The organism is Pseudomonas sivasensis (genome assembly GCF_052938085.1).
In genome coordinates this window covers 6,120,709-6,136,596 of record NZ_CP176442.1, presented here as the reverse complement: position 1 = coordinate 6,136,596, position 15,888 = coordinate 6,120,709, and the positions used below count along the sequence as shown (strand labels likewise).

The window sequence follows — 15,888 nt, the reverse complement described above, 5'->3', positions numbered from 1 at the left end:
GATCAGAACGCCGGCTTGATCGCGCCTTTGTACTTCTCTTCGATGAATTGCTTCACTTCAGGCGTGTGCAGGGCGGCTACCAGCTTCTTCACCGCGTCCGAATCCTTGTTGTCTTCGCGGGTGACCAGGATGTTCACGTAAGGCGAGTCGCTGCCTTCGATCACCAATGCATCCTTGGACGGGTCCAGCTTGGCTTCCAAGGCGTAGTTGGTGTTGATCAACGCCAGGTCGACCTGGGTCAGCACGCGCGGCAGGGTGGCGGCTTCCAGTTCGCGGAACTTCAGGTTTTTCGGGTTTTCGGTGATGTCTTTGATGGTCGACAGGATGTTGGTCGAGTCCTTCAATTTGATCACGCCGGCTTTATCCAGCAGCAGCAGCGCGCGGCCGCCGTTGGTGGCGTCGTTAGGGATCACGACGTTGGCACCGCTTGGCAGCTCGTCCAGCTTTTTGTACTTGCTGGAGTAGGCGCCCAGAGGCTCCAAATGCACCGCGCCGACGCTCACCAGGTGAGTGCCCTTGGCTTTGTTGAATTCATCCAGGTACGGCTGGTGCTGGAAGAAATTAGCGTCCAGGCGTTTTTCCGCTACCTGTACGTTGGGCTGTACGTAGTCGGTGAAGACTTTGACCTGCAGGTCCACGCCTTCTTTGGCGAGGGCAGGTTTCACGAATTCCAGGATTTCCGCGTGGGGTACCGGCGAAGCAGCGACCGTCAGGGTCTCGGCATGGGCGGAAAACGCGGCAACGGCGGCGAAAGCAACCAGTAGTTTTTTCATCCAACAAGCTCCTTGTTCGGGCATGTGCCGGCTTTTGGCCGGCAATGGCCGTTATTTTCGAGAAAAGTGCACCACCAGCCTGTCGCCGACGGTTTGCAGAATTTGCACCAGGATCAACAGCATCACCACGGTGACCACCATCACATCGGTCTGGAAACGTTGGTAACCGAAACGGATCGCCAGGTCGCCCAGGCCGCCAGCGCCGACCACACCGGCCATGGCCGTGTAGGACACCAGCGTAATCGCCGTCACCGTAATCGCCGCGAAGATGCCGGGGCGTGCTTCGGGCAACAGTGCATTGGTGATGATCTGGCGAGTGGTTGCGCCCATGGACTGGGTGGCTTCGATAATGCCGCGGTCCACTTCACGCAAGGCGGTTTCCACCAGACGCGCGAAGAATGGCGTGGCGCCCACCACCAGCGGCGGGATTGCACCGGCCACGCCCAGCGAGGTGCCGGTGATCAGTACGGTGAACGGGATCATCACAATCAGCAGGATGATGAACGGCAGCGAGCGCAGGATATTCACGATCAGCGACAGCAGCGCGTACAGCCCTTTTTGCTCGAACAGCTGGCGCGGGCTGGTCAGGAACAGCAGCACGCCCAACGGCAGGCCTAGTAGCACGGTAAAAAACAGCGAACCGAACAGCATGATCATGGTGTCGCCGGTGGCGAGCCAGATTTCGGACCAGTCGATATTGGCGAAGAAACTCAGGAAGATTTCCATTAGCGCAGCACCTCCATGTGGACGTCTGCGGCGGTGAAGCGGGCAAAGGCCGCTTCCATGTCACCGCCGGTGACCGCGAGGGTCAGTTGCCCATAAGGGATGTCTTTGATGCGGTCGATACGGCCGGCGAGGATGCTGTAGTCCACACCCGTTTCGCGGGCGACGGTACCCAGCAGCGGCGCGTAGGTTGCGTCGCCCTGGAACGTCAGACGTACGATGCGGCCCGGTACGTGGGCGAAGTCATCACGCTGCTCGCCTTCGTCGACCTGTTCGGCTTCTTGTACAAAACGTTTGGTGGTCGGGTGCTTGGGATGCAGGAAAACGTCGGCTACCGAACCTTGCTCGACGATCACGCCGGCGTCCATCACGGCCACCTGGTCGCATACGCGGCGGATCACGTCCATTTCATGGGTGATCAGCACGATGGTCAGCTTCAGCTCGCGGTTGATCTCAGCCAACAGTTGCAGGACCGACGCGGTGGTCTGTGGGTCGAGGGCGCTGGTGGCTTCGTCGCACAGCAAGATCTTTGGCTTGGTCGCCAGGGCGCGGGCGATGCCGACGCGCTGCTTCTGGCCGCCGGACAATTGCGCGGGGTACTTTTTGGCGTGGTCCGACAAGCCGACGCGGGCGAGCAGTTCAGCCACGCGCAGGTCGATGTCTTTACGCGACAGTTCGCCGGCCAGGGTCAGTGGCAATGCCACGTTATCGGCGACGGTCTTGGACGCCAGCAGGTTGAAGTGCTGGAAGATCATCCCGACCTGCTGACGGAAGCGGCGCAGGCCGTTGGCGTCCAGGGCGGTGACTTCTTCGCCGTCGACCGTGATCTGGCCGCCACTGGGCTCTTCCAGGCGGTTGATCAGGCGCAGCAAGGTGCTTTTACCCGCACCCGAGTGGCCAATCAGGCCAAACACCTGGCCGTTTTCGACGCGCAGACTGGTGGGGTGCAGTGCTGGGATATCCTTACCGGCGACGCGGTAGGTTTTATGGACGTTTTGAAACTCGATCACGTAGCGAACCTTGTGGGGCGCATTGAAAAGGGATCAGCGGTTAGCCGGGCGCGCATTTTAGCCTGTCCATCTAGTGTTTCTTAGCATTTATTTCGCATTCAACCTGCGATTTGGCAATAACGCGATCAAAGGTCATAAAAAAGGAACGGCCCAAAACCCCATCAGTCACTACTTAAGCAACTCGATTTCCCAGGTGCCGTGCCTGGGGTTTTGCTCAAACGAGCCGGGCACCGCTCTGGCCACTTTGAATAAGGAGTTTTGACTGATGAGTACCAAGAAGCCAGCCACACCGCCGAAGAGTGACCTTGCGGGCACCGATACCCTGGATCGTGGTAACACCAACGCCAAATTACACAGCCTGGAACAGTTTCGCTCAGACGCTACTGGCCAAGCCTTGCGCACCAACCAAGGTGTGAAGATTTCCGACAACCAGAACAGCTTGAAGGTCGGCGCGCGAGGGCCTTCGCTGCTGGAAGATTTCATCATGCGTGAAAAGATCACGCATTTTGACCATGAACGCATCCCCGAGCGCATCGTGCATGCCCGAGGTACGGGCGCCCATGGTTATTTCCAATCCTATGAGAACCATTCGGCGCTGACCAAGGCCGGCTTCCTACGCGACCCTGGGCACAAAACCCCGGTGTTCGTGCGTTTTTCCACCGTGCAAGGCCCGCGTGGTTCCGGCGATACGGTGCGTGACGTGCGTGGCTTTGCCGTGAAGTTCTTCACTGATGAAGGCAACTTCGACCTGGTGGGCAACAACATGCCAGTGTTCTTCATTCAGGACGCGATCAAATTTCCGGACTTTGTGCACGCGGTAAAACCTGAGCCGCACAACGAGATTCCTACCGGCGGCTCGGCGCACGACACCTTCTGGGATTTCGTCTCTCTGCAACCGGAGTCGGCACACATGGTGATCTGGGCCATGTCCGACCGGGCTATTCCTAAAAGCCTACGGAGCATGCAGGGTTTTGGCGTACATACGTTCCGCTTCATCAATGCCGAAGGCGTCTCCAATTTCGTTAAGTTTCACTGGCGCCCTACCGCCGGTACGTGTTCGTTGGTGTGGGACGAAGCACAAAAGCTCGCAGGTAAAGACACCGACTACCACCGTCGCGACCTGTGGGAGTCCATTGAAACCGGTGATTACCCTGAGTGGGAACTGGGCGTACAGGTAATCCCTGAAGACAAGGAACACGCCTTCGACTTCGATATTCTCGACCCGACGAAGCTGATTCCGGAGGAATTGGTGCCGATTACGCCGCTGGGCAAAATGGTGCTGAACCGCAATCCGGATAACTTCTTTGCTGAAGTTGAGCAGGTGGCGTTCTGCCCTGGGCATATCGTTCCGGGCATCGACTTCTCCAATGACCCACTGCTGCAGGGGCGCCTGTTTTCCTACACCGACACGCAGATCAGTCGCCTGGGCGGCCCGAACTTTCATGAGTTGCCGATCAATCGGCCGGTAGCGCCATTTCATAACGGCCAGCGCGATGCTATGCACCGCACGGTGATTGACAAGGGGCGTGCTGCTTACGAGCCCAATTCGATCGATGGCGGTTGGCCGAAAGAAACGCCACCTGCGGCGCAGGACGGTGGTTTCGAGTCGTACTACGAGCGTGTTGATGCCAATAAAGTGCGTGAGCGCAGTGAATCGTTCGGCGACCACTTCTCTCAGGCGCGCCTGTTTTTCCGCAGCATGAGCAAGCATGAGCAAGAGCACATCATTGCGGCGTACAGCTTTGAGCTGGGCAAGGTCGAACGTGAGTTTATTCGTGCGCGGCAGGTCAACGAGATCCTGGCCAATATTGACCTGGAGCTGGCCAAGCGCGTGGCGCAGAACCTCGGCCTGCCGGTACCGAAGAAAGGCACAGTGGAAGAACGCGAGACCGCGTTGGCACGCTCGCCTGCTTTGAGCCAGGCGAACTTGCTGCCTGCGGATATCAAGACGCGCAAGGTGGCGATCTTGGCGGCGAATGGCGTGGACGGCGTGGCGATTGCGGCATTGAAGAAGGCCTTGGAAGCCGAGGGTGCGCACGCCAAATTGCTGGGTCCAACCTCGGCACCGGTCACCACGGCGGATGGCAAGAGCCTGCCGGTGGACGCGACGATGGAAGGGTTGCCGTCCATTGCGTTTGATGCGGTCTTTGTGCCTGGCGGTAAAGAGTCAGTGAAGGCGTTGAGCGCGGATGGTGTGGCGTTGCACTACGTGCTGGAGGCTTACAAGCACTTGAAGGCTATTACCGTCGCCACTGATGCCAAGTCGCTGTTGGATCTGTTGAAGCTTGAGGTGGATGCGGGGCTGATCGTGGGGTCGGATGCGAAGGCGTTCAAAGCGTTCTTTGCCGCGATTGGGCAGCATCGGGTATGGGATCGTGAGCCTAAGGCCAAAGCGATTCCGGCTTAACTAATTGGGTGTCTGTTAGACCGCTATCGGGAGCATGCCCCTCCCACATTTTGAACTGTGAATACACTCAAAATGTGGGAGGGGGCTTGCTCCCGATGCGTTTATTGCGCCTTGCGCGGAATCAACACAACCTGCGCCGGGATGTGTTTCAGAATCTGCCTGTGAATCTTCAGCTCATACGCCGAATCAATGCGTTTCACCCGTTTGGTCAGCAGCGTAGCCAACCACGGGTAATCCTCGGTGCGTGGCGCCTGAATGCTCACGTCGCACTGGTAATTCACCACGTCGGTGGCAATCGCATCCAGTTGATGGCGCAATTCTTCGATATTGGTGAGGTTCAAGGCCACCGTGGTGCTGGGCGCCGCCGGGTCGATGACCTTGGCGGCGGGCTTGGCCTCGGCGGCCTTGAGCGCCTCTTCGGCTTTATCCAGTTCCACCTTGCGGGCGTGGGTAATAGCGCTGTTGACGCCGCCGGTCAGGGCTGGCGCCTTGGGCATCAGCGCGCGGGCGCGGCTCAGGGCGGTGGCGGCGGCGTTGACGTCACCTTTTTGCAGCACGATCTGGCTGCGCTGCAGGTAGGCTTCGGCCAATTGGCGCTGATAAGGCTCTAGTGTCGGGTCGTTAGGCGACTGGGCCTGCAACGCTGCCAACTGGTCTTCGGCAGTGGCAAGCTCGCTGCTGGCGAGGTTTTGCTCCAGCTGCGCGATGGCCGCAGCACGTGGGTCCGGAGCCTCGGGGGCGGCGGGCGGTGTGCTTTGGCAGGCGCCCAGCAGCAGGGAAAATGCGGCAAGGAGCAGATAACGGGAGGTGAACGGCTTCATTCCTGCGACTCTCTATTTGCGCAAAAAGCGAGCAAGTCTACACCCCTCGACGGGGCAGGACAAAACTCAGCAGAAACAGGGCGGCGGCCGCGACCACAATCGATGGTCCGGCTGGCGTGTCCTTGAACCAGGACAGCGCCAGGCCTCCGCACACTGCCAGCATCCCCAGAAGGCTTGCACCGATGGCCATCTGCTCTGGTGAGCGGGCGTGGCGTTGGGCGGCGGCGGCGGGGATGATCAGCAGCGACGTGATCAACAATACGCCGACAATCTTCATCGCGACAGCGATCACCACGGCGATCAACAACATTAGGGCCATGCGCAAAGCCGATACGGGCAAGCCTTCGACCCTGGCCAGTTCTTCATGCACCGTGATTGCCAGCAGTGGGCGCCACAGGACTACCAGAAGCACCAGAACAGCAGCACTGCCGCCGAGGATCCAGGCCAGGTCCGTTGGGCTGATCGCCAACAGATCGCCGAACAGATAGGCCATCAGGTCGATGCGGACTTCATGCATAAAGCTCAGTACGACCAGGCCTAGTGACAACGTGCTCGGCGCCAGAATGCCCAGCAGGGTATCCGAGGCCAGCGGCTGGCGCTGTTGCAGGGTTACCAGCAGCACCGCCAGCAGCAGGCAGCCCACGGTCACGGCAATGGTCGGGCTTACATCCAGCAGGAAGCCCATCGCCACGCCCAGCAGCGCGGCGTGGGACAAGGTGTCGCCAAAGTACGCCATGCGACGCCAGACCACGAATGAGCCCAGCGGGCCAGCCACTAGCGCCAAAGCCAAGCCTGCCAGCAGGGCGTAAAGCAGAAAATCAGCCATGCTTGCAGCTATCTCCATGAACGTGGGTATGAGGTGTGGCCGGATCGTCAACCACAGCGCCATGCAGGTCATGGGCGTGGTCGTGATGGTGGTGGTAGATCGCCAGGCTCTGGGCATTTTTGCCGAACAACTCGACAAACGCCGGGTCGCCGCTGACCTGTTCCGGGTGGCCGGAGCAGCACACGTGGCGGTTGAGGCACACCACTTGGTCAGTGGTGCTCATGACCAGGTGCAGGTCGTGAGAGACCATCAGTACGCCGCAGCCGTGGCGGTCGCGCAGGCGTGTGATCAGGCTGTACAACTCGGCCTGGCCGGCGACATCGACGCCCTGCACGGGCTCATCGAGCACCAGCAACTCGGGCTCGCGCAGCAGGGCGCGGGCCAGCAGTACGCGCTGCATTTCGCCGCCGGAGATGCTCTGCACCGGGCTGTCGATCACTTGTTCGGCGCCGACTTCCTTAAGTGCAGCCTGTGCGCGGACACGGTCTACGCCAGGCACCAGGCGCAGGAAGCGAAGTACAGAGAGGGGCAAGGTCGGGTCGACGTGCAGCTTCTGCGGCATGTAACCGACGCGCAGCTTGGGCTTGCGCCATACGCTGCCGCTGTCGGGCTTGAGCAGGCCAAGCACGGCACGCACCAGGGTGGTCTTGCCGGCGCCATTTGGGCCGATCAGGGTAACGATCTGCCCCGGCTCTACGCTCAGTGCGATGTTATCCAGCACGCTTTGCCCGGCGAACGTGACCCCAACCTGCTCCAGTCGGATTAACGCGTTGCTCATCAAGCCCCCTGGCAGCCCGCGCACAGGCCGACCACTTCGACCGTTTGCCCTTCGACCCTGAAGCCAACGTCGGCGGAGCTTGTGATAATGGCGTCACTGATGCTTTTTTGTTCAAGTTCGATGGCGGCGTGGCACTCGCGACAGATGAGGAACTGACCCTGGTGTGCGTGCTCTGGGTGGTTGCAGCCGACAAAGGCGTTGAGCGATGCGATGCGGTGTACCAGGCCGTTTTCCAACAGGAAGTCCAGCGCGCGGTACACGGTTGGAGGCGCGGCGCGGCGGCCGTCCTGCTCGCTGAGCACGCCCAGAATGTCATAGGCGCCCAGCGGCTTGTGGCTCTGCCACACGAGCTCCAGCACCCGGCGACGCAATGCGGTCAGGCGCAGGCCTTTCTGCGCACACAGGGTGTCGGCTTCCGACAGCGCGGTGTGCACGCAGTGAGAGTGGTCGTGGGGACGGCTGGCAAGCGGTGTTTTAGGCATGAGCGGCGACAGATATTTGATAGAGACGTTATTATGTTACCCGTTCCTACGTCATTGAGTGGTCATCGTGTCCCGACTTTTTCCCGTTTTTGTCGTTTTCATCACCAGTTTGTTCATCGCAGGCACAGTTCAGGCCGAGGTACGGGTACTCACCAGCATCAAGCCTCTGCAGTTGATAGCCGCGGCTGTGCAGGACGGCGTGGCCGTGCCGGAGGTGTTGTTGCCCCCCGGCGCATCGCCGCATAACTTCGCGTTGCGCCCATCCGACGTACGGCGTGTGCAGTCGGTGGATCTGCTGTACTGGATTGGGCCGGATATGGAGAGTTTCCTGCCTCGCGTGTTGAAAGGTCGTACAGCGACGACGGTAGCGGTGCAAGACTTGCCGGGAATGAAACTGCGTCGTTTCGGCGAAGATAGCCATTCTCACGCTGACGATGCCGACGAACATGACCACGATCACCGCCCGGGCAGCCTGGATGCGCATTTGTGGTTGTCCACGGTAAACGCCCGGGTGATTGCTGCACGTATGGCAGCCGACCTGAGCGCCGCTGACCCAGTGAATGCCGAGCGTTACCAGAGCAACGCAAAGGCGTTTGCCGGCCGTCTGGACGCCCTGGATGCACGCCTGAAAAAACGCATGGCGAGCATCGGCGACAAGCCTTATTTCGTGTTCCACGAAGCCTTTGATTACTTCGAAGATGCTTACGGGCTTAAGCACACCGGCGTGTTTAGCGTCGCCTCCGAAGTACAGCCAGGTGCCCAGCATGTAGCGGCAATGCGTACTCGCTTGCAGGAAGTGGGCAAGACCTGCGTGTTCAGTGAACCGCCGTTGCGCCCGCGCTTGGCAGAGACGCTGGTGGCCGGGCTGCCGGTGAAACTGGCTGAATTGGATGCGTTGGGCGGGTATACACCGGCGACGGCTCAGGGTTATGAGCAGGTGCTGGAGAAGCTGGGGAATGACTTGGCCGGTTGCCTGGAGTCGTTGTAAGCCTCACAACGAAGATCAAATGTGGGAGGGGGCTTGCCCCCGATGAAGGCGCTTCAGTCGATGATAATTTGACTGATGCATCGCCATCGGGGGCAAGCCCCCTCCCACATTTTTGACCGGGTTGGTCCTTAGAGCGCGAATGGCAGGTGGACGGTGACCTGCTGGCGCTGCGCCAACCGATGTTCGAACTCGGCGGGATCGTGGATCAACACGTCCTGGCCGGCAAATGACTCAGCGGCAATCAGCCGTGACAGCCAGAACCGCACGCATGCCACTCGCAACATGGTCGGCCAAAGCTCCGCTTCCTTCGCTGTAAACGGTCGCAGTCCAGCATAAGCGCCCAACAACGCACGAGCGCGTTGTCCGTCGATCACACCATCGTCATCCGAACACCAGTCATTCAGCGCGATTGCCACGTCGTAGAGCATTGGGCCCGAGCAAGCATTGTAGAAGTCGATCAAGCCCGTCAGGTGTGTACCTTCGAACATTGCATTGTCGCGGAACAGGTCGGCGTGCACGTTGGCGCGCGGCAGGGCGAGAATCTCGGCCTTATGGGCTTCGATTTCAGTCAATGCAGCGTTCAGCAGGCTTTTCTGTGCATCGTTCAAATGCGAAATTAGCTGCGCACCTTCGCTGAGCATCCAGTCCAGGCCGCGATCAGTTTTGCGTTCCAGCACCTTCTCGCCTTGCGTCGCCAAGTGCAGGTGACCAAGCAACTCACCTACTTGGGCGCAATGCTGTGCGTTGGCGTCTTTGATGTGCTTGCCGGCCAGGCGTGGTTGCAGCAGTGCCGGTTTACCCTTCAATTCGCGCAAAGCCATGCCATCGGTGGTCCGCAGGGCGTATGGCACAGGCAGATCGGCGTCGTGGAGCACGTCGAGCAGTTCGATGAAGAACGGCATCTCCGCGACAGGGCCGCGCTCAACGAGGGTCAGGACGAATTCGCCCTGCTCCAGGCTGATAAAGAAATTGGTGTTTTCGCTGCCGGCAGCAATCCCCTGGAAATCAAGCAGGCGGCCGAGCCCGTAAGGGGCGAGAAAGGTTTCCAGCTCGGGCCGAGCCAGGGGGGTGAACACAGACATGGTTAAAACTGCCATTACGGGCGCCGCTGTGGGCGGCGCCAATTGAAGTTAAGAAATCATTTCCATTCGAAGATCTTCCATGACGGGATCAGCATATCCGGCTGGTCAGAGCGGATGAAGTTTGCGTCGGTTCCGTCCGCGCGCACCAGGAAATAGGGAGGAGCACCTTTAACGGTCACCTTGATTGCATACAGGAAGCCGTTTTGACGGTACTCCTGAATAGTCCTGTTGCCTTCCGTGCGAATGGTCACTTCCGGGTCGCCCGAAGGCGCATCGTCTGCCGCCATGGCAGCCATCGGAGCGAGTGCAATCAAGCCAGTCAACAGCAGGCGATTGAATGTACGCATGATAACCTTGTCCCTTTGTTTTCATTGGTCCGGCTATTCTAGCGCCAGACCCGCCGAAAAGGTTGATCCTGCTCATGAGCCAAGCGCCCCTCGTCCTGGTGGACGGTTCTTCTTACCTGTACCGCGCCTTCCACGCGCTGCCACCGCTGACCACTTCCAAAGGCCTGCCGACCGGTGCGGTCAAGGGCGTGTTGAATATGCTCAAAAGCCTGCGCAAGCAGTACCCGGACAGCCCCTTTGCGGTGGTGTTCGACGCCAAGGGTGGGACTTTTCGTGATGATATGTACGCCGAATACAAGGCTAACCGTCCGAGCATGCCCGATGACATGCGCGTGCAGATTGAGCCGCTGCATCAGAGTGTGATCGCCTTGGGCTTCCCGCTGCTGTGCGTTGAAGGCGTTGAGGCCGATGATGTGATCGGCACCCTGGCCCGCAGCAGCGCGGCGGCTGACCGTCCGGTAGTGATCTCCACCGGCGATAAGGACATGGCGCAGTTGGTCGACGGGCACATTACCTTGGTCAATACCATGACCGGTAGCGCCATGGACGTGGACGGCGTAAAGGAGAAATTTGGCGTCGCTCCGGAGCAGATCATCGACTATCTGGCGTTAATGGGTGACTCGTCCGACAACATCCCGGGCGTTCCGGGGATTGGTCCTAAGACCGCTTCCGGCTTGCTGGTGGGTGTGAATGGCGGCCTCAAAGAGCTTTATGAACAGTTGGATATTGTGCCGACTCTGCCGATCCGTGGTGCCAAGACGCTGCCGGCCAAGCTTGAAGAGCACCGGGAGATGGCGTTTCTTTCCTACCAACTGGCGACGATCAAGATTGATGTGCCGCTGGACGTGGGATTGGACGATCTGCACCTGATTGAACCAGACCGCGAGAAGCTGCTGGAGCTTTACACACTGTTGGAGTTCAAGAGCTGGATTGATGAGATTCAGCGCGATGCCAAGCGTGTTGAACTGAAGGCGGTACCGGTGGCTGAGAAAGCTGTTGAACCCCAAGCGCCCGTAGAAGCCTCGTACACCACAATCCTCGACCAGGCCACGTTCGATCTTTGGCTGAAGAAGCTAAACGACGCGAAGTTGTTCGCTTTCGACACTGAAACTACCGGGATCGACGCCCAACAGGCGCAACTGGTCGGGGTTTCCTTCGCTGTGCAGCCCCATGAAGCTGCGTACATCCCGCTGACCCACTCCTACATTGGCGCGCCGGAACAGCTGGATCGTGACACCGTACTGCTGGCCTTGAAGCCGTTGCTGGAAGATCCGTCCAAGCTCAAGGTAGGCCAGCACGCCAAATTCGACATGAATATCTTGGCCAACTGCGCCATTGGCGGCGACCCGGCAAACGGCATCACCGTGCGTGGCATCGCGTTCGACACAATGCTTGAGTCCTACGTGCTGAACTCCACCGCGACGCGCCATGATATGGACAGCCTGGCCAAGAAGTACCTGGACTACGACACTGTCAGCTTCCAGGACATCGCTGGCAAAGGCGCCAAGCAGTTGACGTTTGACCAGATCGCGCTTGAACAAGCGGGTCCCTATGCGGCCGAAGACGCAGATGTAACCTTGCGGTTGCATCAGGAACTGCATGCGCAACTCGCTGCTATCCCGAGCCTGGCCAGTGTGCTGACGGACATCGAAATACCTTTGGTACCCGTGCTGGCCCGCATCGAACGCCAGGGCGCTTTGGTCGATGCGAAGTTGCTCGGCGTTCAGAGTATTGAGTTGGGCAACAAGATGGTTGAGCTGGAACGCCAGGCCTTCGAGATCGCTGGTGAGGAATTCAACCTGGGTTCACCTAAGCAACTCGGGGCGATTCTCTACGAAAAGCTGGGTCTGCCGGTGTTGAAGAAGACAGGCAAAGGACAGGCGTCTACCGCCGAAGAAGTGCTGGCCAAGCTGGCCGAAGATGACTATCCGCTGCCTAAGGTACTCATGCAGTACCGCAGCATGAGCAAGCTCAAAAGCACTTACACCGATCGCCTGCCGGAGCAGATTAACCCGCGCACCGGGCGTGTTCACACGTCATATCATCAGGCCGTGGCGGCAACCGGGCGCTTGTCTTCCAGTGACCCGAACCTGCAGAACATCCCCGTGCGTACCGCCGAAGGGCGGCGGATTCGTCAGGCATTCGTGGCGCCCAAGGGCTACAAACTGCTGGCGGCGGACTATTCGCAGATCGAACTGCGGATCATGGCGCACTTGTCCAAGGATGAGGGGCTTATGAATGCGTTCCGCAACGACCTGGATGTGCATACCGCGACGGCGGCTGAGGTATTCAAGGTCGAATTGGCTGAGGTCACGTCCAATCAGCGTCGCAGTGCCAAGGCAATCAACTTTGGTCTGATCTACGGCATGGGGGCACAGAAGCTCGGCAAGGACATCGGCGTCGATACCAAGACTGCAAAGGCTTACATCGACGTGTACTTCGCCCGCTACCCAGGGGTTCGCGACTACATGGAGCGCACCCGCGCCCAGGCTGCCGATCAGGGGTACGTGGAAACCTTCTTCGGTCGCCGGCTGTATTTGCCGGATATCAATTCCAATAAGCCTCAGGAGCGCGCGGCTGCAGAACGCACCGCGATCAACGCGCCGATGCAGGGCACGGCGGCGGACATCATCAAGAAAGCCATGGTGCTGGTGGATAACTGGCTGACCGACTCGGGCCTCGATGCCAAGGTGATCCTGCAGGTACACGACGAATTGGTGCTTGAGGTGCGTGAGGACTTGGTCGAGCAGGTCAGTGAGAAGATTCGCGAATACATGAGTGCGGCGGCACAGTTGGATGTGCCGTTGGTGGTCGACGTGGGCGTTGGCGATAACTGGGACGAAGCACACTGATATCGGGCGTTTGCCACCACCAGGCGTGGTGGCAGAGTGCTTTAGTTCAAAAGTCGACGTTGGTTATTTCCAATAGTTTTCTGATCCTGCCGGAACTTAACCCGTGAACTGCTACTCAGAGTTACTGAATGGGTGGTGAAGCCCTTCAATGCTCCTATGTTGTGTTAAGTGTTGGCAGATATCTGGGCCCCGCCCTAGCGGTCCAGAACTTGAACCCCGAACTTCCCCTCCCCATACGAAGTCCGGGGTTTTTTTTGCCCGCAGAAAAGTTACTCGGCGATTTCCGCGCCCTTGTCTGCTAATTCCATCCAGCCTGCCAGTACGGTGTAGGCCTCTTCCAGACCCATGCGCTTAGGCGCCGAGAACAGCTGGATGGTGATTGTGTCACCCCAACCTTTGCGGATTTCGGCCTGCACTTTGAGCAGAGTGTTCTTGGCGGCGCCGTAGGTCAGCTTGTCGGCTTTGGTCAGCAGGATATGCATGGGCATGCCGCTGGCGACGGCCCAGTCGAGCATCAGCAGGTCGAAGTCAGTCATTGGATGACGGATGTCCATCATCAGAATCAAACCCTTCAAACTCTCCCGGCCACCCAGGTAAGCCTCCAGGTGACGCTGCCAGTGCAGCTTCAGCGGGATAGGTACTTTTGCATAACCATAGCCCGGAAGGTCGACCAGACGCCGATCATCGTCTAGCTTGAAGAAATTGAGCAGTTGCGTGCGGCCCGGTGTTTTTGAGGTGCGCGCGAGGCTGGCGTGGGTCAGGGTGTTCAGCGCGCTGGACTTACCGGCGTTGGAACGGCCGGCAAAGGCGACTTCAAAGCCCTCGTCATCGGGGCATTGGTCTACTTTGGCGGCGCTGAGCATAAAGGTGGACTGTTGGCACAGGCCTAGGATGGGATTCTTGAGTTGCATGAGATTTCCGATGTGGGCGGTGCCGAGAAAGGGTGCGGCAAGCGGTGTCGTTTCCGTTTCAGTAGCGCCAGTATATAATGCCGCAGATTTTGTGTGTGCTTTGTCCCAGCGAAGGATGAGGTACACGGGAGCGAAAGACCTTTATTGCGCATTAGAACGCAAAACGCTCTCAAACCCTGAAAAGGTCGATGTATGACCTGATGGTTGCTCGCTTTTGGTGCCCTGATCCCGCTTTACGGCGCTCAGGCTACACAGGAACCGGAAGCGCTGTACAACCGAGTTTGCGTGGCCACGACAGTGCGACACGTGAGCGAGGGTTTCAAGGCAATGCCGCCGCGTGGTTTGTGCATGGACTGCAGTACTGAGGATTACCATGCCGTCATTGAGTTGATGGTGAGTAAACCCGGTAGATAACTCTTAAACCCTTAGCCGTAGTTGGATTAGCTGATGAACAAACTGATCGTGAGTCTGCTGTTGACCTTGGGCATCACTGGCGCTGCCGTCGCTGCAGAGGGCCCCATTAAAGGTGATGCCACTGCCGGTCAAGCGAAAGCCGCTGTGTGTGGTGCCTGCCACGGACCGGATGGCAACAGCCCGGCGCCGAACTTCCCCAAACTCGCTGGCCAGGGTGAACGTTACCTGACCAAGCAGATGCAGGATATCAAGAGCGGCAAGCGCACTGTGCTGGAAATGACCGGCCTACTGGCTAACTCCAGCGATCAGGACCTGGCAGACATCGCGGCGTATTTTGCCAGCCAGAAGGGCAGCGTGGGAGCTGCTGATCCTAAATTGGTGGCACGCGGCAAGAAGCTATTTCGCGGTGGCAATCTGGATAAAGGCCTGCCGGCCTGCACCGGCTGCCATTCACCGAACGGCGCAGGTATTGCGGCAGCGGCCTTTCCTCACTTGAGTGGTCAGCACGCTCAATACATCGCCAAGCAGCTGACGGATTTCCGCAAGGAAGAAGGTGGTCGAGCTAACGATGGCGACGCGGCGATCATGCGTACCATCGCCCGCAAGCTGAGCGATGAAGACATCGCAGCCCTCTCCAGTTACATCCAGGGCCTGCACTAAGCGCCTGCAACGTTAACGCTCGATTAATCCCGCGATGCAAGCATAAAAAGGGTGGCCCAGGCCGCCCTTTTTTGTGGCCGGTGCCGTTACACTAACGAACTCATGCCCGCGTAGACCTGTCACACCTAAAGGTCGCGTAAGGCGACTTTATTTGTCCAGGAGTAAAGCATGCGTAATCTGATCCTCAGCGCCGCTCTCGTCACTGTCAGCCTTTTCGGCATGACCGCACAGGCTGCCGACGTGCCGCTTGAAGCCGGTAAAACCTATGTGGAATTGGCCAACCCAGTGCCTGTTTCTGTGCCGGGAAAGGTCGAAGTGGTGGAGCTGTTCTGGTACGGCTGCCCGCATTGCTACGCGTTTGAGCCGGTCATCAACCCTTGGGTCGAGAAGCTGCCTAAAGACGTGAACTTCAAGCGCATCCCGGCCATGTTCGGCGGTCCATGGGATGCCCACGGCCAGCTGTTCCTGACCCTGGAAGCCATGGGCGTGGAGCACAAGGTCCACAACGCGGTATTCAACGCGATCCAGAAAGAAGGCAAGCGCCTGACCAAGCCAGAAGAAATGGCTGACTTCGTCGCGACCCAAGGCGTCGACAAAGACAAGTTCCTGGCCACCTTCAACTCGTTCGCCATCCAAGGCCAGATCAAGCAGGCCAAGGAACTGGCACAGAAGTACGGCGTACAAGGCGTACCGACCATGATCGTCAACGGCAAATACCGTTTCGACCTGGGCACTACTGGTGGTCCTGAAAATACCCTCAACGTTGCAGACCAGCTGATCGCCAAAGAGCGCGCAGCCAAGTAAGGGGCTTCCC

General features: G+C 58.9%; 16 protein-coding genes. 6 read left to right on the top strand and 10 right to left on the bottom strand.

The window, feature by feature from the left end:
* Positions 1 to 2: 2 nt before the first annotated feature.
* The 3 genes from ACKZ62_RS28175 to ACKZ62_RS28165 are packed head-to-tail and all read right to left on the bottom strand — an operon-like array spanning position 3 to position 2,506.
* Positions 3 to 773, bottom strand: coding sequence for a MetQ/NlpA family ABC transporter substrate-binding protein (locus tag ACKZ62_RS28175; protein WP_032885066.1), 771 nt, complete (start codon positions 771 to 773; stop codon positions 3 to 5).
* Positions 774 to 824: 51 nt separating this feature from the next.
* Positions 825 to 1,499, bottom strand: a complete 675-nt coding sequence (locus ACKZ62_RS28170; protein WP_032885064.1) for a methionine ABC transporter permease — start codon at positions 1,497 to 1,499, stop codon at positions 825 to 827.
* Positions 1,499 to 2,506, bottom strand: a complete 1,008-nt coding sequence (locus tag ACKZ62_RS28165; protein WP_032885062.1) for a methionine ABC transporter ATP-binding protein — start codon at positions 2,504 to 2,506, stop codon at positions 1,499 to 1,501. Before ACKZ62_RS28165 ends, ACKZ62_RS28170 begins: the two co-directional genes overlap by 1 nt.
* A gap of 265 nt (positions 2,507 to 2,771) precedes the next feature.
* On the opposite strand from ACKZ62_RS28165, the gene katE reads away from it, so the two are divergent.
* Positions 2,772 to 4,913, top strand: a complete 2,142-nt coding sequence (gene katE, locus ACKZ62_RS28160; RefSeq protein ID WP_122756174.1) for a catalase HPII — start codon at positions 2,772 to 2,774, stop codon at positions 4,911 to 4,913.
* Between the two features lie 101 nt (positions 4,914 to 5,014).
* Here the strand turns inward: katE and ACKZ62_RS28155 are convergent, their stop codons facing one another.
* The 4 genes from ACKZ62_RS28155 to zur are packed head-to-tail and all read right to left on the bottom strand — an operon-like array spanning position 5,015 to position 7,820.
* Complete coding sequence (locus ACKZ62_RS28155; protein ID WP_032885060.1) at positions 5,015 to 5,734, bottom strand: PA5502 family lipoprotein; 720 nt, start codon at positions 5,732 to 5,734, stop codon at positions 5,015 to 5,017.
* 37 nt (positions 5,735 to 5,771) lie between these two features.
* Positions 5,772 to 6,560: a zinc ABC transporter permease subunit ZnuB gene (znuB, locus tag ACKZ62_RS28150; RefSeq protein WP_032885058.1), complete on the bottom strand. Its 789-nt coding sequence runs from the start codon at positions 6,558 to 6,560 to the stop codon at positions 5,772 to 5,774.
* Positions 6,553 to 7,338: a zinc ABC transporter ATP-binding protein ZnuC gene (gene znuC, locus ACKZ62_RS28145; protein WP_032885056.1), complete on the bottom strand. Its 786-nt coding sequence runs from the start codon at positions 7,336 to 7,338 to the stop codon at positions 6,553 to 6,555. The genes znuB and znuC overlap by 8 nt, the downstream gene beginning before the upstream one ends.
* Entirely contained in the window at positions 7,338 to 7,820 is a 483-nt protein-coding gene (zur, locus tag ACKZ62_RS28140) for a zinc uptake transcriptional repressor Zur (protein ID WP_032885055.1), read from the bottom strand. The genes znuC and zur overlap by 1 nt, the downstream gene beginning before the upstream one ends.
* 58 nt (positions 7,821 to 7,878) lie before the next feature.
* Between zur and ACKZ62_RS28135 the strand changes: the two genes are divergently transcribed.
* Entirely contained in the window at positions 7,879 to 8,808 is a 930-nt protein-coding gene (locus ACKZ62_RS28135) for a zinc ABC transporter substrate-binding protein (protein WP_032885054.1), read from the top strand.
* Between the two features lie 128 nt (positions 8,809 to 8,936).
* Here ACKZ62_RS28135 and ACKZ62_RS28130 read toward each other — a convergent pair whose 3' ends face one another.
* Positions 8,937 to 9,890 carry a homoserine kinase gene (locus ACKZ62_RS28130; RefSeq protein ID WP_447096139.1) on the bottom strand — a complete coding sequence of 318 codons (954 nt, stop codon included), beginning with the start codon at positions 9,888 to 9,890 and terminating at the stop codon, positions 8,937 to 8,939.
* A 56-nt stretch (positions 9,891 to 9,946) separates the two neighbouring features.
* Positions 9,947 to 10,237 (bottom strand): DUF2782 domain-containing protein, encoded by a 291-nt coding sequence (locus tag ACKZ62_RS28125; protein WP_032885051.1) that lies wholly within the window; start codon positions 10,235 to 10,237, stop codon positions 9,947 to 9,949.
* Between the two features lie 74 nt (positions 10,238 to 10,311).
* On the opposite strand from ACKZ62_RS28125, the gene polA reads away from it, so the two are divergent.
* Complete coding sequence (gene polA / locus ACKZ62_RS28120; RefSeq protein WP_447096138.1) at positions 10,312 to 13,089, top strand: DNA polymerase I; 2,778 nt, start codon at positions 10,312 to 10,314, stop codon at positions 13,087 to 13,089.
* 269 nt (positions 13,090 to 13,358) lie between these two features.
* Here polA and yihA read toward each other — a convergent pair whose 3' ends face one another.
* A complete protein-coding gene (gene yihA, locus ACKZ62_RS28115) occupies positions 13,359 to 14,000 on the bottom strand; it encodes a ribosome biogenesis GTP-binding protein YihA/YsxC (RefSeq protein WP_032885049.1) in 642 nt (213 codons plus the stop codon).
* Positions 14,001 to 14,204: 204 nt separating this feature from the next.
* Between yihA and ACKZ62_RS28110 the strand changes: the two genes are divergently transcribed.
* The 3 genes from ACKZ62_RS28110 to dsbA all read left to right on the top strand — a co-directional run bounded on the left by ACKZ62_RS28110 (position 14,205) and on the right by dsbA (position 15,878).
* A complete protein-coding gene (locus ACKZ62_RS28110; protein WP_242460938.1) occupies positions 14,205 to 14,414 on the top strand; it encodes a cytochrome in 210 nt (69 codons plus the stop codon).
* Positions 14,415 to 14,447: 33 nt separating this feature from the next.
* Entirely contained in the window at positions 14,448 to 15,074 is a 627-nt protein-coding gene (locus ACKZ62_RS28105; protein ID WP_095185302.1) for a c-type cytochrome, read from the top strand.
* 168 nt (positions 15,075 to 15,242) lie between these two features.
* The gene (gene dsbA, locus ACKZ62_RS28100; RefSeq protein ID WP_032885047.1) at positions 15,243 to 15,878 is read left to right on the top strand and encodes a thiol:disulfide interchange protein DsbA; all 636 of its coding nucleotides are present in this window, start codon (positions 15,243 to 15,245) and stop codon (positions 15,876 to 15,878) included.
* Positions 15,879 to 15,888 lie beyond the last annotated feature (10 nt).

Excerpts from the sequence above, each read along its gene's own strand:
- ACKZ62_RS28105 (WP_095185302.1), top strand. The coding sequence starts at position 14,448 with ATGAACAAACTGATCGTGAGTCTGCTGTTGACCTTGGGCATCACTGGC.
- polA (WP_447096138.1), top strand. The coding sequence starts at position 10,312 with ATGAGCCAAGCGCCCCTCGTCCTGGTGGACGGTTCTTCTTACCTGTAC.
- ACKZ62_RS28170 (WP_032885064.1), bottom strand. The coding sequence starts at position 1,499 with ATGGAAATCTTCCTGAGTTTCTTCGCCAATATCGACTGGTCCGAAATC.
- ACKZ62_RS28155 (WP_032885060.1), bottom strand. The coding sequence starts at position 5,734 with ATGAAGCCGTTCACCTCCCGTTATCTGCTCCTTGCCGCATTTTCCCTG.
- ACKZ62_RS28175 (WP_032885066.1), bottom strand. The coding sequence starts at position 773 with ATGAAAAAACTACTGGTTGCTTTCGCCGCCGTTGCCGCGTTTTCCGCC.
- katE (WP_122756174.1), top strand. The coding sequence starts at position 2,772 with ATGAGTACCAAGAAGCCAGCCACACCGCCGAAGAGTGACCTTGCGGGC.
- ACKZ62_RS28130 (WP_447096139.1), bottom strand. The coding sequence starts at position 9,890 with ATGTCTGTGTTCACCCCCCTGGCTCGGCCCGAGCTGGAAACCTTTCTC.
- dsbA (WP_032885047.1), top strand. The coding sequence starts at position 15,243 with ATGCGTAATCTGATCCTCAGCGCCGCTCTCGTCACTGTCAGCCTTTTC.
- zur (WP_032885055.1), bottom strand. The coding sequence starts at position 7,820 with ATGCCTAAAACACCGCTTGCCAGCCGTCCCCACGACCACTCTCACTGC.
- yihA (WP_032885049.1), bottom strand. The coding sequence starts at position 14,000 with ATGCAACTCAAGAATCCCATCCTAGGCCTGTGCCAACAGTCCACCTTT.
- znuB (WP_032885058.1), bottom strand. The coding sequence starts at position 6,560 with ATGGCTGATTTTCTGCTTTACGCCCTGCTGGCAGGCTTGGCTTTGGCG.
- znuC (WP_032885056.1), bottom strand. The coding sequence starts at position 7,338 with ATGAGCAACGCGTTAATCCGACTGGAGCAGGTTGGGGTCACGTTCGCC.
- ACKZ62_RS28125 (WP_032885051.1), bottom strand. The coding sequence starts at position 10,237 with ATGCGTACATTCAATCGCCTGCTGTTGACTGGCTTGATTGCACTCGCT.